The following is a 23195-nucleotide window of genomic DNA, read 5'->3' as shown; positions in this document are numbered from 1 at the left end:
GAAAATGACCGCTCGTCAACCGGAGGTTTCGTTTCCGGCGCGTCGGACGTTCGCCGGGTTTCAAATCGTTGCTGGCCGCGCTTGGCGATTGACCTGCATGGCGCGGGGTGGAAGCCAGCACATGACAAGCATCGGTAGCCGCGCAAAAGGCGGCCCGGCCGAGAGAGGATCGAGATCAGTGGCCCGCCCAGTCCCTACCCGTCTTGCAGCCTACGTGGCGGTCGTGTTCCTCGTCCTTGCACTGGTGCAGCTGGGCGCGAGCCTGCTGTTCTACAGCGCGATCGATCGCCAGACGCTTCGCGACGATCATGCACGGCGCGTGGCCGAGCTGCTGGTGGTGAGCGACAGGGTGAATGCGCTCGATCCCTCGCGCCTTGCCGAGAGCATGACGACGCGGCACCTCTCCGCCCGGGTGGCAACGGCTCCGCTGGTCGCCGCGCCGACGGGCGATGCCGCGCTCATGGCGATTGCCGCGCGCATCGTGGAATGGGAGCCCTCACTCGCCAATCGTTCGCTGAACCTTGCAACGACGCGCGCGTCCGGCGGCGGACGGGACCTGATCGGCTCGATCCGGCTGGGCGAGAAGGGCTGGCTCAACTTCCGCTCGCGCGACATCAGTTCGATGTGGCCGGTCGCCCTGCGCGCTACCGCGCTGACACTGGCGACGACGCTTGCCTGCCTGGCGCTGGGCCTGGGCGCGCTGCATCTGCTGACGCGCCCGCTGCGACGGCTGGCCGATGCCGCCGAAGCGATCGGTCAGGGACGGCAGGTGCCGATCCGCGAAGGCGGCCCCAAGGACTTGCGCAATCTGGGCCATGCCATGAACGTCATGCAGGCGCGCATCGAACGCCTGCTGCGCGACCAGGCGCTTTCCTTCGAGGCGATCAGCCACGATTTGCGCACACCGCTATCACGCCAGAAAGTCGCCAGCGACCTGATCGACGATCCGGAAATCGCCGCGCTGATGCGCGAGAGCGTCGATGAAATGGAAGACCTGCTGGCCTCGCTGCAGCGCTTCCTGCGCGCGCAGCACCTCTCCGCTGAGCCAGAGAGCATCGACCTTGCGTCGTATCTCGCCGACCTCCTCGCCGGGTTCGGCAACCGCGCGAGCCTGGAAATGCACGGTCGTTCCACCGCGCGCACCTACCGTGAGCCGCTGGCGCTCGCCGTATGCGCCCTCGTCGAGAACGCTGTGCACTTCGGCAAGCGGGCCCGAGTTTCACTGGTGGAAGAGAACGGGCGTCACGCGGTGATTATCGAAGACGAAGGGCCGGGGATCCCGCCCGACTATTTCGAGGCGATCCTCGACCCTTTCTTCCGTCTCGACGAAGCCCGTCAGCGCGACACGAGGGGCTTCGGTCTGGGTATTCCCACGGCGCACCGGCTGATGATGCGCTTCCACGGCGGGCTCTCGTTCGCCGCTGCGCCGGGCGGCGGATTGATCGCCCGACTGGAAGTGCCCAGCCCGCCGCCCTGACAGGCAGAGCCCGTCAGGCTGCGGCGCGCTGGCCCAGTCGTCCGGCGTCCTCGACGAGCGCCCCGTGGAGAGCGCGGATCGCCGCGTCGAAATCGTGTGAGTGGATGATGAACTGTAGGTCGACGTTGCGGATCTGGTGCTGCATCGCGAGCACGTCCACTTCGGCGTCCATCAAGGCCGCAAGCGCGTGGGGGACGAGGCCCGGTTCGGACAGGTCGCTGCCGATCGCCGAAACCATCGCCACCGGCTGCGAAGTGATTACCGCACCCGGATAGGCACGCTCGAGGTCGGTAACGATACGCTCCATCTTCGCTGCGGCGATACCGCTCAGGTAATGGGTGATCGTGTTGGCGTTCGAGCTCTTGCTGACGATCCACGCCCCGTGCTTGGTGAGGGTTTCGAGGATCGCGGCGTCGTAGCCCTTCTCGCCGACCATGTCCTGCTCGAAGAACTGCAGGGCGTGGACGGTCTGGAGCCCGGTGACGATCTCTACACGCGGCTTGTCGGACACATAGTTGCCGCGGATGAGCGTGCCTTCGTCCTCGCGGTCGAAGGTGTTGCGCACGCGCAGCGGGATTTCCGACTGGCGCAGGCCGCGGCCCGCGCGCGGGTGGATCGCTTCCATGCCCAGGTTCGCGAGCTGGTCGGCCACATCGTAGTTGGTGCGGCCGATCTTGCGGGCCTTGCCGGTGCCGACGAGCTTGGGGTCGGCGCTGGAAAGGTGGAACTCCTTGTGGATGATCGCCTCCCGCGCCTCGGTCAGCACCGCGATGCGCGAGAAGGTCATTTCCGAATAGCCGCGGGCATAGCGGCGCACCATGCCGCCTTCGCAGCCGGCATAGCCGGTGACGATCGGCATCTGCGTCGCCAGGTCGATCGGCTCGAGCGCCTTGAGGATCTGGTCGTCGAGGCTGGCAAGCTCGTCATGGTTCCAGGTGGTGAGGTCGACGAAGACCGCGTTCACGCCCCGGTCGCGCAGCAGCAGCGCAGTCGAGTGCGCGGAATGCGCTTCGCCGAGGCCGGCAAGCATTTCGCGCACGGTGACCATTTGCTCCTTGAGACAGAACCGGCCATGCGAGCGCAGGCGGTCGAGATCGTCGAGGCAGGCATCGAGCGCGGCAACACGGTCGTCGACGAAGCGGTTCGCCTCGCGCAGGCTCTCCGGCCTGACGAACATCTGCGCATTGCGCTCATGCATGGCGTCGCGCACGCGGGCGAGCGCATCCTGCCAGCCACCTTCGACATCGTTGGCCGAGAAGTGGGCATAGACGCCCGCCTCGCCCGACTTCTTGTGCTCGAGCAAGAGGTCGGTCATTCCGGCATAGGCCGAAACGACGAAGATGCGATTGTACAGCTCGGCGCCTTCGCGTCCCGCGATGAGGACATTGTCGAAGACGGTAGAGGTGGCGGCCATCGAGGTACCGCCGATTTTCTCGACGCTATGGGCTGCAGTCATGCGGCAACTCCCATGAGTTCGCCCGAGACCGGCCGGATCGGCTCGACCTTGCGGGCAGCAATGAAATCGGGGCGGGGCTTCTCCGCGCCGAAAGGAGCAACGAGGCGATTGCTCACCGCGTTGAATACGAAGAATGCATTGGAACGGGGAAACGGCGTGATGTTGCCGTTCGAGCCATGCATGGTGTTGCAGTCGAACAGGATCACCGTGCCGGGCTTGCCGGTAGGCGCATCGATGCCGTGCCTGTGGGCCAGTTCGGCCAGGCTGTACTCATCGGGCACGCCGAACTCCTGCTTGCGCAGCGAGTGCTTGTAGTGATCGTCCGGCGTCTCCCCGACGCAGCTGACGAAGACCCGCTGCGAACCCGGAATCAACATGAGCGGGCCGTTGTTGGCATCGTTTTCCGCCAGCAGCACCGACATCGACAGGCAGCGCATCGACGGCATGCCGTCTTCGGTGTGCCAGGTCTCGAAGTCCGAGTGCCAGAAAAATTCCTTGCCCTTGAAGCCCGGCTTGTAGTTGAGGCGCGACTGGTGGATGTACACCTCGTCGTCGAGCAGGTAGCTGGCGACGCCCGCCAACCGCTCGTCGGCGGCCAGGCGCTCCATCATCCGGCTCTGTCCGTGGATGCGAAAAATCGAACGGACTTCGCGGCTGTCCGGCTCGGAAATGACGGTCTCGTCCTCCAGCCCGGCGGGATGGGAGAGAAGACGGCCGGTCTCGGCCTGGAGTGCGGCAATTTCAGCTTCGGAAAAGACGTTTTCCAGTACGAGATAACCGTCCCGGTCGAACCGCTCGATCTGCTCGGCGGTCAGCGGCGCGCCCGGTTCCCAGGCACGCCGCGCGACAGGTTCGTGACGCGCGAGCAGCTCGGGCTGCCCGGCGCATCGCGACGGATATTGGTCCTGCATTGCTACCCCCGTCTGCGTTCAGTCCGAAAGCGCGGGTTCGCGCTCTGCGTCGACATCGGCGGGGTAGGCACCGTTCTCGTCATGGACCTCGCGGCCGGTGACGGGCGGGTTGAACACGCAGGCACACAGGATCTCGGTCTCGGGACGGACGATGTGCTTGTCGTTGTTGTTGAGCGCATACATCACGCCCGGCTTCAGCTCGTGGGTCTCGCCGGTACCCAGGTCCTCGATCGTGCCGGTGCCCTTGAGGATCAGCACCGCCTCGAGGTGGTTCTGGTAATGCATGTGCAGTTCCGCGCCGGCGTACAGGGTCGTGACGTGGAACGAGAAGCCCATGCCGTCATCCTTGAGCAACAGGCGGTCGCTGGTCCAGCCTTCGGATTTGACGTGCTTGTCGCTCTTGCGAATGTTCTTGAGCTTGCGAACGATCATATTATTTTCCTTGGTTTCTTATGGGAAGCCGCGTGGCAAGGGGCGGCCGCGCGGGGCCGCCTTCCAGGCCTCAGGCGGCGACGTTGAGCTTGCGCTCGGAGCGCGTGTCCGCATCATCGACGGGGGCGATCGCCTCGGCGATCGCTTCCTCGAGAATGTCGAGGCCGGCGTTGAAGGTCTCGTCGTCGATGACGAGCGGGGCGAGCACCTTGACGATCTCGTCATGGGCGCCGCTGGTCTCGATGATCAGGCCCTCATCGAAGCAGGCCCCGGTAATCTTGTCTGCCACTTCCCCGCTGCCGACATTGATGCCGCGCATCATGCCGCGGCCGCGGGTCGAAAGACCGTGGCGGCGGGCAATGCGTTCCAGTCGCTGCTCGAGAATGCCGCCGCGGCGGGCGATGTCGTCGGCGAAGGACGGATCGGCCCAGAATTCGCGCAGCGCCGCCGTCGCGGTGACGAAGGCGTGGTTGTTGCCGCGGAAAGTGCCGTTGTGCTCGCCCGGGTTCCACACGTCGAGTTCGGGGCGGAACAGGGTCAGCGCGAAGGGCAGACCCATGCCCGAGAGCGACTTGGCCAGGGTGACCACATCGGGGGTGAAGCCCATGTCCTCGAAGCTGAAGAAGCCGCCGGTACGGCCGCAACCGGCCTGGATGTCGTCGACGATCATCAGCGCGCCGTGCTTCTTGGCGAGCGCGGCGATCTTGCGCAGCCATTCCGGACGCGCTGCATTGAGGCCGCCTTCGCCCTGCACCGTCTCGACGAGGAATGCCGCCGGGGCATCGAGGCCGCTCGACGGGTCGGCAAGGCGCTGTTCGAGCAGGTCGGCGGTATCGACCTCGTCGCCGAAGTAGCCGTCGAACGGCTCATGGCTGACGTGGCTGAGCGGAACGCCGGCGCCGCCGCGCTTGCCGGCATTGCCGGTGCAGGCGAGCGCGCCCAGGGTCATGCCGTGGAAACCGTTGGTAAAGGCGATCACCATTTCGCGGCCGGTGACCTTGCGGGCCAGCTTGATCGCGGCCTCGACGGCGTTGGTGCCGGTCGGACCGGTGAACATGGCGCGATAGTCCAGGCCGCGCGGGCGCAGGATCACGTCCTCGAAGGTCTGCAGGAAATCGGTCTTGGCATCGGTGTGCAGGTCCAGCGCGTGGGTCACGCCATCGCTGGCGATGTAATCCATCAGCGCCTGCTTGAGCACCGGATGGTTGTGTCCGTAGTTGAGCGAGGAGCAGCCCGACAGGAAGTCGAGATAGCGTCCGCCCTCGCTGTCATGCATCCAGACGCCCTGCGCGCGGTTGAACTGACGCGGCATGGAACGGGAGTAGCTGCGCACCCCGGATTCACGGCGGTCATAAATGGCGGTATCAGGCGTCTTGGCGCTCGGCTTGGGAGTCGTCATCATCTCAGGTGTTTCCCTGTTCAGTTGAATTGGGCGGACGGCAGCGGCGAAATGCTCGCCTGCCATTCCGTGTCGTGCGCACCTGCGAAGTGCGCCTCGCGCTCGAAGCGCGGTTGTTTGGTCAGCTCGGCGCCATGGCGGCGCGCGAAGGCCTGGAAGAGGCCCCATGAAGCATCGTTGGTTTCGGTCACGGTCGTCGTGAGCGTGGTCGCCCCCTTCACGGCGGGGCGCGCAATCAGTTCATCGAGCATGCGCCCGCCCAGACCCAGGCCACGCGCCGAAGCGTCGACGGCGACCTGCCAGACGAAGATTCGCTCGGGATGCGAAGGGGGCCGGTATCCGGAAATCCATCCGACGATCTGGCCGTCCCTCTCGGCGACGACGCAGGTATCGGCGAAGTCGCTGCACTGCAGGAGATTGCAGTAAGCGGAATTGGTATCGAGCGGCGGCGATGCTGCGATCAGCGCCGAGATCGCGGGCCCGTCTTCGGCCCGCGGACTTCTCAGCAACAGGCGGTCATCGCCGCTCGTTCGTTTAGGGCCCTCCGGATCGTCCCGGTGGCCCGGCTTACTCAAACTTTCTTCAAAAATTCCTTCACCCTCCAAAGCACATTTCAGTGCTTGGTTATCCTCGCTCTCACGCTTTGGACGGCTTCACATAGTTTTTCATGGGATTTTTGCAACAGCCAGCACGGCCGCGTTCGGGGAGATCCTTCACATTTCGAATGAGATAGTTAGGCCGAATAAGCATCTGCCAACAGGCCGCAAAGCCCCGCAAACACTGGCGCTTGCGGGGGTCGGCGAAAGGCAGCCACCGGCCCCCTCGCTGCACTGCGAAAAAAATTATCCCCGAGAGCGCTTCACACGCGCTTCGAGCGGCGAATCAGCGAAAGGCCGGACGCAGGCACGCGCCGAGCGGACCAAAAGCGGCCCGAATTCGGACGGAAATTCGGAAAGGCGCGCCTTACAGGCGCGGCAGGGTCACACCGCGTTGACCCATGTACTTGCCGGCGCGGTCCGCATAGCTCGTCTCGCACGGCTCGTTCCCCTTCAGGAACAGGAACTGGCAGGCGCCCTCGTTGGCATAGATCTTGGCCGGCAGCGGCGTCGTGTTCGAGAATTCGAGAGTGACGTGCCCCTCCCAGCCGGGTTCGAGCGGGGTGACGTTCACGATGATGCCGCAGCGGGCATAAGTGGACTTGCCCAGGCAAATCACGAGGATGTCCTTGGGCACGCGGAAATATTCCACCGTGCGGGCCAGAGCGAAGGAATTGGGCGGGATCACGCAGACGTCGGTTTCACGATCGACGAAGGAGTTCGCGGCGAAGTCCTTGGGATCGACCACGGCCGAATCGACATTGGTGAAGATCTTGAACTCCGGCGCAACGCGCGCGTCGTAGCCATAGGAAGACAGGCCATAGGAAATGCATCCGTCGCGGCGCTGCGCCTCGACGAAAGGCTCGATCATGCCGTTTTCCTGCGCCTGCTGGCGGATCCACTTGTCGCTCAGAATTGCCATGCCCGGTTGATTCCCCAAGGGCGCCGCCGGGGCAAGTGGCCAGGCCCGGTTGTCCACCGAGGCGAGAGGCACGAGCCACCACGGACATCGCCCCGCCAGTCGTCGTACGGGCGCGAGAGGCACCCAGCGCGCGTGGGCGACAAGGGCCAAACCGGGCGATGCCATCCACCAGCCGAATCGCCTGGAGCCGGCGATTCGGCTGGGAAGGCCTTGGGCACAGCGCCAATCACATCCGTAAAGCCATGGAAAACGGAGATAGTTTACGCCCAGCCTTTTGCGACTGGATCGAATCGGCCCCGTATGATCTACTTAGAGATGCGACCCGAAGGGCCTGTTTACACAGTAGGCTCTGAACAACTTGAACGGCGGCTTGTTTAAGCTGCCGTTTCTTTATGCGGCAGCACAGACGGACATAGCGACAGTCATCGCCAAGTAACATTAGCGCGCCATGACTATATCTTGTTATGACCGCAATTTTCATCCTGCGAACTGACAGCACTATAGCGAAAGCAAGGACTTTGCGCACGTTCATTTCAGCCGAAATGGCACAGTAAGGCATTAAAATGTCGTCACCTTCCCGTATCGGCATGGCGCCTGCCGCAAATGCCGCGCAGGATGGTGTCCGATCCGGGCCGCGAGGCGAGCCTTAGATCAAGGTTAACCACAGGGTGCTATTTCCGGCGCGATGACCCAGACTTCCCGCATTCTCGTGATCTTCGGCACCCGCCCCGAGGCGATCAAGCTCTTCCCCGTCGTCCATGCACTGAAAGCCGATCCGCGCTTCGAATGCGTGGTCTGCGTCTCGGCGCAGCATCGCCAGATGCTCGACCAGGTGCTGGACATCGCGCGGATCGTGCCCGACCACGATCTCGACGTCATGCAGCCCGACCAGACGCTCGACGCGCTGACCGCCAACCTGCTGACCGGCATCGGCAAGGTCATGGACCAGGTGAAGCCGGACCGGGTCATCGTGCAGGGCGACACCGCCACTGCCATGGCCGGCGCGCTCGCCGCCTATTACCGCAAGGTTCCGGTCGACCATGTCGAGGCGGGCCTGCGCTCCTACAATATCTACCATCCCTGGCCCGAAGAGGTGAATCGCAAGATCATCGGTGCGATGGCCAGCCTGCACTTCGCGCCGACCGAGACCTCGGCCGCGGCACTGGTCAAGGAAAACGTCGATCCCCAGCGCGTTCATGTCACCGGCAACACGGTGATCGATGCGCTGCACTGGGTCAGCGCCCTGATCGAGTCCCAGCCCCATCTTGCCGCCGGATTGGCAGACCTCGAAACGAAATTCGCCGGCAAGCGTATCATCGGCGTCACCAGCCACCGGCGCGAGAATTTCGGCGAGGGCATGGAGCAGATCGCCACGGCCATCCGCCGCATCGCCGAGCGTCCGGATACGGCAGTGATCTTCCCGGTCCACCTCAATCCCAACGTGCGGCGGGTGATGAACGATCGCCTGTCCGGACTGGACAACGTCGCCCTGATCGAGCCGCTCGACTATCCGCATTTCGCGCGCCTGCTCAATATCGCGGAGATCATGCTGACCGACAGCGGCGGCGTGCAGGAGGAAGCCCCGGCGCTGGGCAAGCCGGTCCTCGTCATGCGAGAGACCACCGAACGCCCCGAAGGCGTGGAGGCGGGAACCGCGAAACTCGTCGGAACTTCAGCCGAGACGATCGTTACCGAAATATCAACCTTGCTCGACGATACCGTGGCCTACGAGGCCATGGCGCGCGCCCACAATCCCTTCGGGGACGGGCAATCCGCGCGCCGAATCGTGGAGCTGCTAGCGAATGAAATCGGACAAGAAGCCTGAGGTCTGCGTCGTCGGACTGGGCTATATCGGACTTCCCACTGCCGCCGTGATCGCCCGCGCCGGATGCCGGGTGCTGGGCCTCGACGTCTCTCAAAAGGTCGTCGACACGATCAATCGCGGCGAGATCCACATCGAGGAAGTCGATCTCGATGGGCTCGTCCATGGCGTCGTTTCGCGCGGATTGCTGTCCGCCTCGACGCAAGTGGCGCCAGCCGATGTCTTCGTCATTGCCGTGCCCACGCCCTTCGACAAGGATCACGCCCCCGACATTTCCTATGTCCTGTCGGCCGGGCGCACGATCGCCCCGGTGCTGAAGCAGGGCGATGTCATCATCCTGGAATCGACTTCGCCGGTCGGCACGACCGAACAGCTGCGCGACCTGATCGCCGGGCTGCGCCCCGACCTCAAGATTCCCGGCCTCACCGGCGAGATACCCGACATCTCGATTTCCTACTGCCCCGAGCGCGTGCTGCCCGGCCGCATCCTGGAAGAACTGACCAACAACGACCGCTCGATCGGCGGCATCACCCCGCGCTGCGCGCGCAAGGCGCTGGCCTTCTACAAGCGCTTCGTGCGCGGCGAATGCGTCACCACCGATGCCCGCTCGGCCGAGATGACGAAGCTGGTCGAGAACGCCTATCGCGACGTCAACATCGCCTTCGCCAACGAGCTTTCCATCGTCGCCGACCGCATGGGGCTCGACGTGTGGGAAGTGATCCGCCTTGCCAACCGGCACCCGCGCGTGAACATCCTGTCACCCGGCCCCGGCGTGGGCGGCCACTGCATCGCCGTCGACCCCTGGTTCATCGTCCACGGCGCGCCGGAGGAGACCCCGCTGATCCGCACCGCGCGCGGCGTCAACGATGGCAAGATGCATCACGTGATCGCCAAGGCCGAGGCGCTGGTCGAAGCGCATCCCGGCGCGAAAGTCGCCTGCCTCGGCCTCGCTTTCAAGGCCAACATAGACGACTTCCGCGAGAGCCCGGCGCGTTTCGTCGCCAGCCGCCTCGCCCGCAAGTTCGGGGATCGCATCCATATCGTCGAGCCCTATGCCGCCGAATTGCCGATCGAGTTCACCGGCACCGGCGCGCGCCAGATCGACATCGACGATGCCCTGGAAGCCTGCGACATCCTGATCGTGCTGGTCGACCACGATGTCTTCCGCGTCGTGCCGCTGGCCGAGCGTGCGGACAAGCTGGTCTACGATACCCGCGGCATCTGGCCCGACCAGCCCCGCGCAGTGCGCGAGACGGAAACCGCCCTGCGACTGGTCGGCTGAGGGCCGCAAGCGCCCTTCGGCAGGCTCCGGGCGCTTTGCGGGCGCCCTTCGGCAGGCTCCGGGCGTTTTGCGGGCGCCCTTCGGCAGGCTCCGGGCGAGCGGGCCTCCGTGTGCCCGCTGCCTTTCGCTGCGCCATCGACTTACCCCCGCCCATCCTAAGCTTGTCGAAGGATGAACGGGGCAGCCGGGGCCTTATTCCTCGCGCATCGCCACGTGATGATCGTGGCCCGCGTCCTTCTCGCCCCGGGCGAGCCTGAAGACCACGCCTGACAGCGCCGCCAGCGCAATCAGGTTGGGCACGGCCATCGTCGCATTGGCGATGTCGCCCAGACGCCACACCAGCTGCAACGGCTGGCTCGCGCCGATGAACACCGCAAAGCACCACAGCACGCGCCAGATGTAGTGCAGGATCTTCTCACCGCGCGCGCTGGCACCGGGCACCTTGTCGTAGAGGAAGGTGATCGCGCGCTCGCCGTAGTAGCTGAATGTCAGCAGGGTGGAGAAAACGAAGAGGATCAGCGCCAGCGAGGCGATGATACTGCCAATCGCAAGACCCCCGATCTGTACCGGGAAAGCCGCGGCGAAGGCCCCCGAAGTCATCGCGAAGCCGGTCAGGTCGGACTGCCATGCGTGCTTCACCGCATGTCCGCCACCGGTGAAGTTACCCTCTACGGTAAGGATCACCAGCGCGGTCATGGTGCAGATGACGATGGTGTCGATGAAAGTGCCCATCATCGCCATGCGACCCTGCACTTCCGGGTCGTCGGTCTGGGCGACGGCGTGAGCCATCGGGGTCGTGCCCTGCCCGGCCTCGTTGGAGAACAGGCCGCGCGCAACGCCGGCGCGCAGGGCAAGCATGATCCCGGCGCCGACGAATCCGCCGACCGCCGACTGCCCCGAGAAAGCGCCGCCGAAGATGCGCCCGAAAGTCTCCGGAATGTCCTTGATGTCGAGCAGGATCGCGATGAGGGCCATGAGGATATAGGTCCCGGCCATGAACGGCACGATCTTCTCCGCGACGGCACCGATGGACTTGATGCCGCCGATGATGACCACGAAGACCGCGATCGCGGCAATCAGGCCGCCGAGCCATTCGTCGATGCCGAACAGTTCGTTCATGCCGTCAGCCACCGCGTTCGCCTGGATGGCATTGCCGGTGATGATGGTCGAGATCAGCGTGCCGATGCAGAAGATGACCGCAAGCCAGGTCCACTTGGGGCCAAGGCCGCGCACGATGTAGGTCATCGGGCCGCCGCGCCAGTAGCCTTCCAGCGACTTCTCGCGGAAGCGGATCGCCAGCGAACCTTCGGCAAAGGCCAATGCCATGCCGATCAGCGCCGTGACCCACATCCAGAAGATCGCGCCCGGACCGCCCAGCGCAAGCGCGGTGGCGACGCCGGCCATGTTGCCGGTGCCGACCTGTCCGGACAGCGCAGTCGAAAGTGCGGCAAATGGACTGATTTCACCCGACCCGGCGCCCTTGCGGCTGCGAAACAGGCCGGCAAAGGCATTGCCCAGCTTGCGCAGCGGATAGAAGCGCAGGCCGATCATCATGTACAGGCCGATGCCCAGCAGAACGATGACCATCGGCGGGAAAGGCAGGACGATCGCCCCGTCCCAGGTGCCGCCCCAGATGAAGTCCGAGATATTGGTGATACGGTCGATCAGGCTGGTATCCTGCTGCGCTGCAACTGCCGCCATGTTCAAGATTGTCATTCGCTGGCTTTCCCCTGATTGCTGCCTTGCGAGGTTTTCTGCCCGTTCTGTGGATCGACGGGCTCAATTGCGGAATCGTGAACTAAAGTTGCGCGATGGGAAAGGTCCTATCCGCAACGGGTGAAGGGTCCACCGCTCAGCCATCAGCAGGCCACGACGTTGATCGCGAGGCCGCCCTGGCTGGTTTCCTTGTACTTGCTCGACATGTCGACGCCGGTCTGGCGCATCGTCTCTATCACCTGGTCGAGCGAGACGCGCGGCGTTTCGCCTGCGTGTAGCGCGAGCTTGGCGGCGTTGACCGCCTTGACCGCGGCAATGGCATTGCGCTCGATGCACGGGATCTGGACGAGTCCGCCGACCGGATCGCAGGTGAGGCCAAGGTTGTGTTCCATGCCGATCTCTGCCGCAGCGGTGACCTGTTCGGGCGTGCCGCCCCAGACCGCCGCGAGCCCCGCCGCCGCCATCGAGCAGGCAACGCCGACCTCGCCCTGGCAGCCCATCTCCGCACCCGAGATCGAGGCGCGCTGCTTGTAGAGCATGCCGATCCCGGCGGCCGTGAGCAGATAGCGGCAAGCCTTGGCGGCAATCGCACTGTTACCCTCGCTGCAATACTGGCGCAGCAATGAAGGAATGATGCCCGCCGCGCCATTGGTGGGCGCGGTGACGACCCGGCCGCCCGACGCGTTCTCCTCGTTCACCGCCATGGCATAGAGGTTGAGCCAGTCCATCAGCGTCTCGGCCTGATTGTCCTGCGGCCGCGCAATCAGGTTCTGGTGAATGGCGCGCGCCCGGCGGCGCACCTTGAGTTCGCCGGGAAGATGCCCTTCGCGCGACAGGCCGCGGTCGATGCAGGCATTCATCGCCTGCGCTATCGCATCGAGGCCAGCCATCGTCTCCGCCTCGGGGCGCCAGGCCGCTTCGTTCGCAAGGACGACTTCGCAGATCGCCATGTCCTCGCGGGCGCAGATCTCGAGCAATTGCGCGCCGGAACCGAATGGCAGGCGTACTGGCGGACCGAAGATCAACTGGTCGTTGCGCGCCGTCTGCTCAAGCTGCGCCCGGCTGGAAAAGAACCCGCCGCCGGTCGAGTAGAAATCCGCTTCGTCGATCCGTGCGCCGGCATCGTCGTAAGCGGATAGCACCATGCCGTTGGGATGCAGGTCGGGCATGGAGGCGAAGTCGAGGACAAGGTCCGATTGCGGATCGAAACCGATCTCGCGCTCGCCCAGCAGCGTGACGCGGCCCGTTGCGCGCACGTCAGCCACGGCTGCGTAGGCTTCCTGGGGATCGACGGTTTCCGGGCGGTAGCCGCACAGGCCGATGATGCAGGCATCCGGCGTACCGTGCCCTTCCCCCGTCAGCGCCAGCGATCCCTGCAGGCCAATGCGCACCCGCGCTACCTCGCCCAGCCTGCCGCGTTCACGCAGTTCGACGAGGAACGCAGTGACAATGCGCATCGGGCCGACGGTGTGGGAGCTCGAAGGACCAAGGCCGATGCGAAACAGGTCGAGAGCGGAAATCACTGCTGGGGACTACTCCTGCGTAGGGCTGAGGTCATGCCCGGAGCCTTGCGGCCTCGAGGGGACACCAAGTGGGAAGACGCAGGAATAGGCCCGCACCTCATTACGTCACGGGCCAAGGCGTCAAATTCCGGCATACCAGGCGTAGGCGCCCTGGTCTTCCCAATAGCCACCCTTGCCGCCGTAGAGCCCATCGAGCGACGCGCGCGCCTCGATGCGGGTCACGAACTTGGCGTGCTTGTAGCCTAGCTGCTTTTCGACGCGCAGGCGCAGCGGCGCACCGTGCTGCTGCTCAAGCGGCCTGCCATTCATCTGCCAGGCCAGGATCGTCTGGGGATGGAATGCATCGACGAGATCGATGGATTCGTAGTAGGGCCGCCCGCGATAGAGATCGGCGCAGTGGAAGACGATGTATTGCGCCTCGGGCTTGAGCCGCGCCAGATCGAGGATATGGGCGAGGCGCGGCCCCTGCCACTGGCCGATCGCGCTCCAGCCTTCGACGCAGTCGTGCCGGGTGATCTGCTTGCGCTGGGGCAATTGCCTCAGCGCGGTGAGCGGGATCGCCAGCGGCCGTTCGACCAGCCCGTCCACCTTGAGCGACCAGTTCGCAAATCCCTGCGCAAGGTGGCGGCGATATTCCTCGCCTGCGCCTTCGCGGCTGCCGTTGGCGCGGAACACCGGCGACATGTCGCCGGCGGAGAACTCACGCGCAAGGGCATTGCGGCCCAGCGCGCGCTGGCTGGCCTTGTGCAGGTCTTCCCCGCTTTCGAGCGCGGAGCGAAAGGCGGGATTCTCGAAAAGCTTGTCGCAGCCCGACAGGAGCAGGCCGCCGGTCCCGACCACCCCGGTGCGGATCAGGGTGCGGCGCGAAAGGATCAACTGACGGCTCATTGGCCTTTCTCCTTCGGCAGCCGGTACCTGCCGGTAATCATCGAGCGCACTTCGTTGATGGGCCCGGCCAGCACGACCATGACAATGTGCACGACGAAGAAGGCCACGAGCAGGAAGGCGCAGATGAAATGGACCGAGCGCGCCGATTGCCGCCCGCCGAACAGTTCGGTGACGATGGGCGCCCACGCATCGGTGCCCGGCGACATGGCAAGGCCGGTGACGATCATCAAGGGCAGCAACCCGAACAGGACCCCGGCATAGGCGAGCTTCTGCAAGGCATTGTAGCGCAGCGCCGCCGCGCCTTTCGGAAAACGCAGGCGCGCGTGCTGCTTCACGTCATGCCACAGGTGCCGCGGGCTCCATTCCCTGCGGGTGATATGGATGTCGCGCCGCAAGTGCCCGTTGACCAGCGACCAGAGCAGGTACGCCAGCAACCCGAGAGCCAGCACCCATGCGAAGGCAAGGTGCCAGATACGCGCGCCGGCCAGGCTGTAACGCGAAGGGATCGTCACCCAGGACGGGAAGGCATAGCGTTGCTGGCGCCCGTCGCCGTCCTCCCACAGGCCGAGGACGCCGGTGGTGTCGACCCGCGCGTCGCCTACCTGCAGAAACCCGCTGTACTCGCCGGTGCGGGTATTCTGGAGGGTGCCGATCTTGAGCCAGGGCCGGTCGAAGTTCGCCCCGTATTCGCCCCAGTAGAGCCGCGGGTGGGCATTGAAGATCATCAGACCGCTCATCAGCATCACGAGCAAGGTGACGGCATTGATCCAGTGCCAGAGGCGGGTCGAAAGGCGATGGCGGCGCACGAGGTCTCCGCCTTGCGCGCGCTCGGGTGATTCCAGTTTTCCCATCCCTGCCGGCTCCTTTCGGCTATTGACCCAGAAGGTGGATCGCCACCTGCCGGCGATGCGGCATGCGGCGGTGCTCGGCAAGGTAGATGCCCTGCCAGGTGCCCAGCGCCATCCTCCCGCCGATCACCGGGATCGACAGGTTCACGCCGGTCAGCGTCGCGCGCAGGTGCGCGGGCATGTCATCGGGCCCCTCATCGTCATGCGCGTAGTGATCGCCTTCAGGCGCAAGGCGCTCCAGCCAATCGAGCAGGTCGCTGCGCACTTCGCGCGCGGCGTTCTCCTGGATCAGTAGCGACGCCGAGGTATGACGGCACAGCAGGGTCAGCAGCCCTTCATCCACGCCTTGTGCAGCAAGCCATTCGGCAACTGCGCGCGTGATTTCGGTCAGGCCCCGTCCGGGCGTGTCGATGGAAAGGAGTGTGGTGACCTGCTGCATGGAGGCGGCGATACTGCGCTGGGCGCGGCTGGCTTTCAACCGGTTCCGCGCGATCGTGCAAATGCCATCACATTTTTGCAGTCCACATCATTTTTACGAGAATGGCGCCCGATGGCGTCGGCGCTCTCCGCCAGAATGTACGGCGCAAGCCACTGGTAAACAGAGGAAATCGTTAGCTTCCCGACATCTGTCGGACAGGCAATTGTCATAATACTATTATAAATCTGAAACCGAACTGTCCCTGAACTTTTCGCGCCCTGTCACAAACCCCTCCTAGGCGCCGCCCCGAAGACAGATCACTTCAGGGAAAGACCAGCAGATGAAACATCTTTCGTACCGCGCGGCGGGCCTCGCCAGCGCGCTGGCCATTGCAGTATCCGGCGCCGGAATGGCGCGGGCCGCGGATTCCGGAGCTTCCGACCTTGCCGCCGCCGAAGCGGGCGTTTCGCCGCAGGACGACATGATCCCGGGCGGCGAAATCGGCAACACCATCATCGTCACCGGCACCATCCTCGCCTCGCAGCAGGCCTCGGTCGAAGCCAAGCGCAAGGCCGACAATCTCAGCGACATCGCCGCAGCCGACGCCGTGGGCCGCTTCCCCGACCAGAACGCCGCGGCCGCGCTGGCGCGCCTGCCCGCCGTCGCCGTGCAGCGCGACCAGGGACAGGAGCGCTACATCCAGGTGCGCGGCGCGCCAAACCGCTGGACCTCGGTCTCCATCGACGGCATCCCGATGGTCGGCGTCGACGAAGGCGGCGACACCCGCGCATACCGCTTCGACGCGATCCCGGCGGTGATGCTCTCGGAGATGGTGGTCAACAAGTCGCTGACCTCTGACATGCAGGCCGATGCCATCGTCGCGACGATCGACCTGCGCACCTATTCGCCGATGGAGCAGCGCGGCCTGCACGTCTCTGGCGATCTGGGCTATGGGTTCATGGGCCTTGGCGGCGGTGAACAGCGCCAGGGTTCGCTGCGGCTTTCATGGTCCAACGATACCTTCGGCTTCGTGCTGGGCGGTTCGCACTATCGCCGCAAGCAGCTCACCGACAACCGCGAGGTGGGAGCCTACGACGCCGAAGGCCCGACCGAGTTCGACATCCGCCAGTACGAGCTCGAACGCTGGAACAACGGCCTGTTCGGCGCCGTGGAATACAGCCCCGAAGCGGGCCAGCGGATCTATGCCAAGGCGATCTTCTCCGAGTTCAACGACGACGAGCAGCGCAACCAGTACGAACTGCGGCTCGACAAGGCAGCGGGCGGCACCCGCGGCTTCTCTTCGGGCGACCTGACCGGCGTACCGATGCGTGGCAGCTTCAACTACGGCGAATACCGCAATCGCAACTACATCGGCACGATCGGCGGCGAGTACGACGACTTCGACGGTTTCACGGCCGCGGTGAAACTCAACTACACCCGCACCGAAAACAGCAGCTACCTGCCGCTCGTCCAGTCCTCGACCAGCGGGGCCGACAACCTCTCGTTCTCCTACGATGCCAGCAATCCGAACTTCCCGATCGTCTCGCTGAACGGCGGCGCGTTCAACCAGGCCAGCCTCTCGGTCGCCGGTACCTACATGATCGGCGCCAGACAGGAGACGGTCTCGGACAGCTACACCGCCAAGGTCGACTTTTCGAAGGAGATGGGCGACCTGACCCTTTCGGGCGGCGGGCTCTATGCCGACCGCGACATAGCCGGGAACAACTTCTCGTTCTCCAACCTTACGTTCCTCGGCGCGCTCGGCTCGATGGTCGGCCAGCCGTTCGACGTGAACAGCTACGTCACCGACAAGGCCTGGGACACCGACTTCCCGCTCGGCCTGCAGTTGAATTACGTCGACAATGTCGCCATGCGCCGTGACATCGAAAGCCTGCTCGCCAGGCTGGAAACCGCAGGGCTCTACGATCCCGCGGCCGACATTCCGGCCAGCGACCGCTACGCCCAGCGCGAGAAGACGCTCGCGGGCTATGTCTCGGCCAAGCTCGAAACCGGTGCGCTGACCGCGATTGCCGGCCTGCGCGTCGAGAACTACGTGCTCGACAATTCCGGCTCGGTCCTTTCGGACGGCGGCTACACGCCGCTCACCTTCCACAAGAGCCGGACCGACTTCTTCCCGAGCCTCAACCTCAAGTACGAGGCCAGTAACGACGTGGTTCTGCGCCTTGCCGGGCAACGCGGCGTATCGCGCCCGGCCTACGGCGCGATCCGCGTCGGCGCCTCGATCAACGATACGGCATCGCCTGGCGAAATCACCGGCGGCAACCCGCTGCTCAAGCCAGAGTACACCTGGGGCCTCGACGCCAGCGTCGAATACTACCTGCCGGGCAACGGCCTGCTATCGGTTGCAGGTTTCTCCCGCTGGGTCGACAACGTGCTGTACTCCAGCCAGCAGCCGGTCGGCTCCGACTTCTACAGCTTCGGCGGCGTCGACCGTTCGGGCTACCTGCTCAGCGGCACCTTCAACGGCAAGCACGGCAAGCTCTACGGCGTCGAGTTCAACGCGCAGAAGCAGTTCGACTTCCTGCCCGCACCGCTCGACGGCTTCGGCTTCCAGGGCAACCTGACCCTGCTCGACGGCGACTTCGATACCCCCACGCAGGAGGGCATTCCCTTCCAGGGCATGTCGAAGACGATCGCCAATGCCTCGCTGTTCTATGAAAAGTACGGTTTCTCCGGCCGCGTCAGCTACCAGTGGCGTTCGCACTGGCTGGATACGCTGGGCGGACTTGGCAGCGGCGAATACCGCCAGGGCTACGAGAACCTCGACGTTTCGCTGCGCTATGCGGTGAACGAGAACTTCACGCTCTTCGCCGACCTCGCCAACCTCACCAACGAAACGTACATCGCCTACGCCAACACCCCGGCAACGCCGACCGAAGTAGAGCGCATCGGTTCGCGCTACCTCTTCGGCGTGCGCTTCGGCTTCTGATCGAGAAAGACATCCGCATGCGTAACACCACCTGCACCGCCCTCATTGCCACGCTCGCCGTGCTGGCGTCCTCTCCCGCGTCCGCGCGGGAGATGGCGACCCTCACCCGTCTCGACGCGCAGACCGTCGAACTTGATCGGGGCGACGAGGTCCCGGCTTCGATCTGGATCAGCGCCGACACGACAATCGACGATGGCGACCGGCGCGTCACCGCCACCGCCAAGGAGCGCAAGGTGAAGCTGGCAATCCCCGCCGACGCGCGTCGCTACGTCATCCTCCTTGGTGAGAACGGCCACTCGACCGTCGTTGCCGAGCGCGTGCTGCCACTGCAGCAGGGCAGCAACTTCCGCGACATCGGCGGCTATGTAACCAAAGACGGCCATCAGGTTCGCTGGGGCAAGGCGTTCCGTTCGGGGGCGATGCCGCTGCTTTCCGATGCCGACTATGCCCTGATCGACCAGCTTCACATCGACAGCGTCGTCGACCTGCGCTCCATCGAAGAACGCGAAGTCGCGCCCGACTTCGTCGACGATCGCACCGGCGCCCTGTTCCTTGCCAACGACTATTCGCTCAAGCCGCTACTGGCGGCCTATGGCGCCGGCGATGGCGAGAACACCTACAAGGGCATGGAAAAGATGCTCGTGCCCCAGTTCCGCTCGCTGTTCCGCCGCCTGCTGGCGGATGAGGGTGCGGTGATCTACCACTGCTCGGCCGGGCAGGACCGCACCGGGATCGCCACTGCGCTGATCTACGACCTGCTGGGCGTCGACCGCGAGACGATCCTCAAGGACTACCACCTCTCGACCGCGCTGCGCCGCCCGCAGTTCGAGATGCCCAAAGTCGATCCTAAGGACTATCCGAACAATCCCATCGTCGCGATGTACATGTCGGGCGACGAGAAGCAGCGGCAGGTCGTCCAGCCGCTCTACACGCCGAGCGGGGCCTCGCACCTTGCGCAGTTCTTCACCTATCTCGACCAGCAGTACGGCGGGACCGAAGGCTACCTGAAGCAGGAAGTCGGACTGACCGACGCGGACTTCGCCAAGCTGCGCCACGAACTGCTCGACTGAACGGAGGCTATGGAACGGAGCGCCCGGGTCTCAGTCCCGGGCGTCCACCGCCACCTGCATGTCGGCCGCATGGGCCGATTCCGGTTCGGCCGCAGCGGGCGGCTCACCGATCACCGTGTCGAAGCGCGCCCCCTTTTCCAGCGTACGATGAACCGGGCACCGTTCGGCCATCTCAAGCATCCGCTGGCGCTGTTCGGAGTCGATTTCGCCTTCGATCGCAATGCGGCGGGTAAAGACATCGGGCTGCGCCTGCCCGTTCTCGCGGCGATGGCCGACAGCCGTGCGGATACGCGTGACCGGCAGGCCCTTGTGATCGGCATAGAGGCGCAGCGTCATCGCCGTGCAGGCCGCCAGCGCAGAAGAAAGCAGGTCATAGGGCGAAGGGCCGGAGCCGAGCCCGCCGACATTGCGCGGCTCGTCGGCGAGGAAGCGCGCGCCGCCCGCCGAGATCGCCAGCTGGAACTTGCCCACCCCGGTTTCTTCGGCCAGCACGTCCTCGCTCGGGCGCGGTGCGGGAACCGCTTGCGGCAGGTCGAGATAGCGCGCCGCCCAGGCCAGCACGACGCCCGCAACATAGTCCGCATCCCCCTTGCGCGTAAGCAGATGGTCGGCATCGTCCAGCGTCACGAAGCTCTTGGGATGCAGCGCCGCAGTGAAGATCTTGGTCGCCTGCGCCAGCGGCACCGTATCGTCCAAGGGGGCATGCATGATCAGCAGCGGCTTGCGCAGGGCCTTGAGCGCCGCGCCGAGATCGGTTGCGCGCAATTCCTCGACCATCGACTTGCCGACGCGGAACGGACGTCCGGCCAGATGGACATCGGCCTCCCCGTCGCGCTCCAGCGCCAGAAGCGCCTCGTCGCCGAAATGGTGCATCGCCACCTGCAGCGAGAATGGCGCCCCGATCGTCGCCACTGCGCGCACCGAGGCGATCCGGCCCGCTGCGGCAATCGCCGCCGCGCCGCCCATGCTGTGACCGATCAGCAGCGAAGGCGCCATGCCCTCGCCCGTCATCACTTCGGCGGCGGCGATCAGGTCGGCGACATCGGCGCTGAACCTGGAGGCAGCGAATTCGCCCTCGCTGGCGCCGAGCCCGGCAAAGTCGAAGCGCAGCACGCCGATGCCCTGCGCCGCCAGCGCGCGGCCCACGCGCACCGCGGCCAGGTTGTCCTTGCCGCAGGTAAAACAATGCGCGAAGATCGCCCAGCCCCGGGCCCGGCCGTCCGGCACGTCGAGACGGCCGGACAGGCGATGTCCATTGGCTCCGGTGAAATCGAATGCCCTTGCAGCCATGATCTGCTCCTCAGCGCGCCGCCGGTCAGGCCAGCGTGGTCTCGATGCCGATGCCATTCTTGAGCGTGAGCGTCACGGGCGTGCGCTCGGCTATGTCGGCCAGCCGGGCACGCTGGTCCTGGCTCAGCGCCCCGGTGAGGGTCAGGGTCCGCTCGATATGCGCGCCCTCCTTGCCGCCCACCAGCCGCAAGTCGACATCGGCGGATTCGAGCGGCCAATCCTTGCGGTCTGCATACATGCGCAGCGTGATCGCAGTGCAGGCACCGAGCCCGGCCAGGATATAGTCGTAGGGCGCCGGTCCGGTGTTGGCGCCGCCAAGCCCGGACCCTTCGTCCGCCACGAGGGCGTGACCGCTCACTTCGATCTCGGTACGATAGCGATCGCGGCCGATGCGGGCAGTTCCATGTGCCATGTGCAATGCTCCCTTGCGGTGTGCGGCGGTCAGGCCGGCAGCGGGATGAATTCGCTATCGCCCGGGACGGGGGCGAAGCGCTGCGCCTTCCAGTCTTCCTTGGCCTGCTCGATCCGGTCGCGCGAGGAGGACACGAAGTTCCAGAAAATGTTGCGGCCCTCGGGGAACGGCTCGCCGCCCAGCAGCATCAGCCGCGCCGCACCCCTGGCCCTGAGCACGACTTCCGCGCCGGGCTGGAACACCACGAGTTCGCCGGTGGAAAAGGAACCGGTCTGCCCGATCACCTCGACCTCGCCGGAAACGACATAGACCGCCCGTTCGATATGCTCGGCCTTCACCTGGTAGCGCGCGCCTTCGGCCATGACGATATCGGCATAGACCATGTCCGAGAACGTCTTCACCGGGGAGACCAGCCCATCGGAACTTCCGGCAACGAGGGTCAACCGGGTGCCGCCGTCCTCGGTCACCGGGATCCGGTCCGCCTTGTAGTGCGAGAAATCGGGATCGACTTCCTCGCGGTCGAGCGGGAGGGCGACCCAGGTCTGCAGGCCGAACAGCTTGCCGCCGCTTGCGCGGACTTCATCGGAAGTGCGTTCGGAGTGGACGATGCCGCTGCCCGCGGTCATCCAGTTGACCTCGCCGGGCCGGATCGGCTGCAACGATCCCAGCGAATCGCGGTGCAGGATCTCGCCTTCCAGCAGGTAGGTCACGGTCGCGAGGCCGATATGCGGGTGCGGCCGCACGTCGAGGCCCTCGCCGCTGTCGAAGGCCGCCGGGCCCATCTGGTCGAAGAAGATGAACGGGCCGACCATGCGACGGTGGGCAGAAGGCAATGCACGGCGGACCTTGAAGCCGTCGCCAAGATCGCGGACCGGCGGGAGTATGACGGAATCGACACCTTCGATGTCGGTGGAACGGATGGACATGGGCACTCTCCTCGGGAACTGCAGGGATCGGCGGACGCGCCATGCACGCCCGCCTCTCTCATCGGTTTCAGGCCGCGTCGACCAGGACGATCTCGCTGTCGTCCAGCGCCGTAACGCGCAGGACCTCGACATCGTTCACGGCCACGCCATCACGCTCGCGCGCTTCGACTCCGTCGCTCTCGCCCCCTTCTACACGGACCTGACCGGTCGCGGGAACAAGATAGGCCTTGCGATCGCGGCCCAGCGGGTACTCTGCCGTCTCGCCGGCCTTGAGCGTGGCCGCCACAACCCGCGCATCGGTGCGGATCGGCAGGGCATCGCCGTCGCCGTCATAGCCCGAGGCCAGGGTGATGAACCGGCCCGAACGCTCACCCTTGGGAAAGGGCCGCGCACCCCAGCTCGGCGCATCGCCGCTGCGGGTGGGGATGATCCAGATCTGGAAGATCTTGGTCGTCACCTCCTCCAGGTTGTATTCCGAGTGGCGGATGCCGGTGCCCGCGCTCATCACCTGGACGTCGCCGGCCTCGGTCCGGCCCTTGTTGCCCAGGCTGTCCTCATGGGTGATCGCGCCTTCGCGAACGTAAGTGACGATCTCCATGTCGGCGTGCGGGTGCGGCGGAAAGCCGGTGCCCGGCGCAATCGTGTCGTCGTTCCAGACGCGCAGGTTGCCCCAGTGCACCCGCGCCGGATCGTGGTAGCCGGCGAAGGAGAAGTGGTGCTTGGCATAGAGCCAACCGTGATTGGCACCGCCAAGGCTTTCGAAAGGACGCAGTTCGATCATGGTGTGTCTCCGGCGGGCAGCGGGGGCCGCCCGGTCGAGGGTCCATATATGGCCATCCACCCAGACGGATAACTGG

At 65.2% G+C, this 23195-nt stretch carries 20 protein-coding genes; 5 read left to right on the top strand and 15 right to left on the bottom strand.

Annotation, left to right across the window (positions count from 1 at the left end):
• The first annotated feature begins 178 nt into the window (after positions 1 to 178).
• On the top strand, positions 179 to 1477 hold the full coding sequence (locus PP1Y_RS08480) for a HAMP domain-containing sensor histidine kinase (RefSeq protein WP_041558694.1): 1299 nt from the start codon (positions 179 to 181) through the stop codon (positions 1475 to 1477).
• A gap of 13 nt (positions 1478 to 1490) precedes the next feature.
• Here the strand turns inward: PP1Y_RS08480 and PP1Y_RS08475 are convergent, their stop codons facing one another.
• The 6 genes from PP1Y_RS08475 to dcd all read right to left on the bottom strand — a co-directional run bounded on the left by PP1Y_RS08475 (position 1491) and on the right by dcd (position 7193).
• Positions 1491 to 2933, bottom strand: a complete 1443-nt coding sequence (locus PP1Y_RS08475) for an aspartate kinase (protein WP_013831868.1) — start codon at positions 2931 to 2933, stop codon at positions 1491 to 1493.
• Positions 2930 to 3844: an ectoine hydroxylase gene (gene thpD / locus PP1Y_RS08470; RefSeq protein ID WP_013831867.1), complete on the bottom strand. Its 915-nt coding sequence runs from the start codon at positions 3842 to 3844 to the stop codon at positions 2930 to 2932. The genes PP1Y_RS08475 and thpD overlap by 4 nt, the downstream gene beginning before the upstream one ends.
• Before the next feature lie 18 nt (positions 3845 to 3862).
• Complete coding sequence (locus PP1Y_RS08465; protein WP_013831866.1) at positions 3863 to 4276, bottom strand: ectoine synthase; 414 nt, start codon at positions 4274 to 4276, stop codon at positions 3863 to 3865.
• Positions 4277 to 4346: 70 nt separating this feature from the next.
• A complete protein-coding gene (ectB, locus tag PP1Y_RS08460) occupies positions 4347 to 5678 on the bottom strand; it encodes a diaminobutyrate--2-oxoglutarate transaminase (protein WP_041558693.1) in 1332 nt (443 codons plus the stop codon).
• A gap of 17 nt (positions 5679 to 5695) precedes the next feature.
• On the bottom strand, positions 5696 to 6184 hold the full coding sequence (ectA, locus tag PP1Y_RS08455) for a diaminobutyrate acetyltransferase (RefSeq protein ID WP_013831864.1): 489 nt from the start codon (positions 6182 to 6184) through the stop codon (positions 5696 to 5698).
• Positions 6185 to 6638: 454 nt separating this feature from the next.
• Positions 6639 to 7193 carry a dCTP deaminase gene (gene dcd / locus PP1Y_RS08450; RefSeq protein ID WP_007013018.1) on the bottom strand — a complete coding sequence of 185 codons (555 nt, stop codon included), beginning with the start codon at positions 7191 to 7193 and terminating at the stop codon, positions 6639 to 6641.
• A 685-nt stretch (positions 7194 to 7878) separates the two neighbouring features.
• On the opposite strand from dcd, the gene wecB reads away from it, so the two are divergent.
• Both wecB and wecC read left to right on the top strand, forming a co-directional pair.
• A complete protein-coding gene (gene wecB, locus PP1Y_RS08445) occupies positions 7879 to 9018 on the top strand; it encodes a non-hydrolyzing UDP-N-acetylglucosamine 2-epimerase (protein WP_013831862.1) in 1140 nt (379 codons plus the stop codon).
• Positions 8996 to 10297 (top strand): UDP-N-acetyl-D-mannosamine dehydrogenase, encoded by a 1302-nt coding sequence (wecC, locus tag PP1Y_RS08440; RefSeq protein ID WP_013831861.1) that lies wholly within the window; start codon positions 8996 to 8998, stop codon positions 10295 to 10297. The genes wecB and wecC overlap by 23 nt, the downstream gene beginning before the upstream one ends.
• Before the next feature lie 192 nt (positions 10298 to 10489).
• Here the strand turns inward: wecC and PP1Y_RS08435 are convergent, their stop codons facing one another.
• The 5 genes from PP1Y_RS08435 to PP1Y_RS08415 all read right to left on the bottom strand — a co-directional run bounded on the left by PP1Y_RS08435 (position 10490) and on the right by PP1Y_RS08415 (position 15711).
• A complete protein-coding gene (locus PP1Y_RS08435; RefSeq protein WP_013831860.1) occupies positions 10490 to 11998 on the bottom strand; it encodes a sodium:alanine symporter family protein in 1509 nt (502 codons plus the stop codon).
• Positions 11999 to 12156: 158 nt separating this feature from the next.
• On the bottom strand, positions 12157 to 13536 hold the full coding sequence (locus PP1Y_RS08430; RefSeq protein ID WP_013831859.1) for an L-serine ammonia-lyase: 1380 nt from the start codon (positions 13534 to 13536) through the stop codon (positions 12157 to 12159).
• Positions 13537 to 13656: 120 nt separating this feature from the next.
• Positions 13657 to 14424 carry a molybdopterin-dependent oxidoreductase gene (locus PP1Y_RS08425; protein ID WP_013831858.1) on the bottom strand — a complete coding sequence of 256 codons (768 nt, stop codon included), beginning with the start codon at positions 14422 to 14424 and terminating at the stop codon, positions 13657 to 13659.
• The gene (locus tag PP1Y_RS08420; RefSeq protein WP_013831857.1) at positions 14421 to 15275 is read right to left on the bottom strand and encodes a cytochrome b/b6 domain-containing protein; all 855 of its coding nucleotides are present in this window, start codon (positions 15273 to 15275) and stop codon (positions 14421 to 14423) included. Before PP1Y_RS08420 ends, PP1Y_RS08425 begins: the two co-directional genes overlap by 4 nt.
• Before the next feature lie 19 nt (positions 15276 to 15294).
• Positions 15295 to 15711 carry a secondary thiamine-phosphate synthase enzyme YjbQ gene (locus PP1Y_RS08415; protein ID WP_013831856.1) on the bottom strand — a complete coding sequence of 139 codons (417 nt, stop codon included), beginning with the start codon at positions 15709 to 15711 and terminating at the stop codon, positions 15295 to 15297.
• Between the two features lie 319 nt (positions 15712 to 16030).
• On the opposite strand from PP1Y_RS08415, the gene PP1Y_RS08410 reads away from it, so the two are divergent.
• Positions 16031 to 18640, top strand: a complete 2610-nt coding sequence (locus PP1Y_RS08410) for a TonB-dependent receptor (protein WP_041558692.1) — start codon at positions 16031 to 16033, stop codon at positions 18638 to 18640.
• A 17-nt stretch (positions 18641 to 18657) separates the two neighbouring features.
• Positions 18658 to 19710 (top strand): tyrosine-protein phosphatase, encoded by a 1053-nt coding sequence (locus PP1Y_RS08405; RefSeq protein ID WP_013831853.1) that lies wholly within the window; start codon positions 18658 to 18660, stop codon positions 19708 to 19710.
• 30 nt (positions 19711 to 19740) lie between these two features.
• Here PP1Y_RS08405 and PP1Y_RS08400 read toward each other — a convergent pair whose 3' ends face one another.
• The 4 genes from PP1Y_RS08400 to PP1Y_RS08385 all read right to left on the bottom strand — a co-directional run bounded on the left by PP1Y_RS08400 (position 19741) and on the right by PP1Y_RS08385 (position 23119).
• A complete protein-coding gene (locus PP1Y_RS08400) occupies positions 19741 to 21000 on the bottom strand; it encodes a bifunctional alpha/beta hydrolase/OsmC family protein (protein ID WP_013831852.1) in 1260 nt (419 codons plus the stop codon).
• Positions 21001 to 21025: 25 nt separating this feature from the next.
• Positions 21026 to 21412 carry an OsmC family protein gene (locus PP1Y_RS08395; protein WP_013831851.1) on the bottom strand — a complete coding sequence of 129 codons (387 nt, stop codon included), beginning with the start codon at positions 21410 to 21412 and terminating at the stop codon, positions 21026 to 21028.
• A 29-nt stretch (positions 21413 to 21441) separates the two neighbouring features.
• Positions 21442 to 22338, bottom strand: coding sequence for a pirin family protein (locus tag PP1Y_RS08390; RefSeq protein WP_013831850.1), 897 nt, complete (start codon positions 22336 to 22338; stop codon positions 21442 to 21444).
• 67 nt (positions 22339 to 22405) lie between these two features.
• Positions 22406 to 23119, bottom strand: a complete 714-nt coding sequence (locus tag PP1Y_RS08385) for a pirin family protein (protein ID WP_013831849.1) — start codon at positions 23117 to 23119, stop codon at positions 22406 to 22408.
• Positions 23120 to 23195 lie beyond the last annotated feature (76 nt).

This window comes from Novosphingobium sp. PP1Y, from assembly GCF_000253255.1.
In the GTDB taxonomy this organism is placed as follows: domain Bacteria; phylum Pseudomonadota; class Alphaproteobacteria; order Sphingomonadales; family Sphingomonadaceae; genus Novosphingobium.
This window is presented reverse-complemented; position numbering and strand designations above follow the sequence as displayed.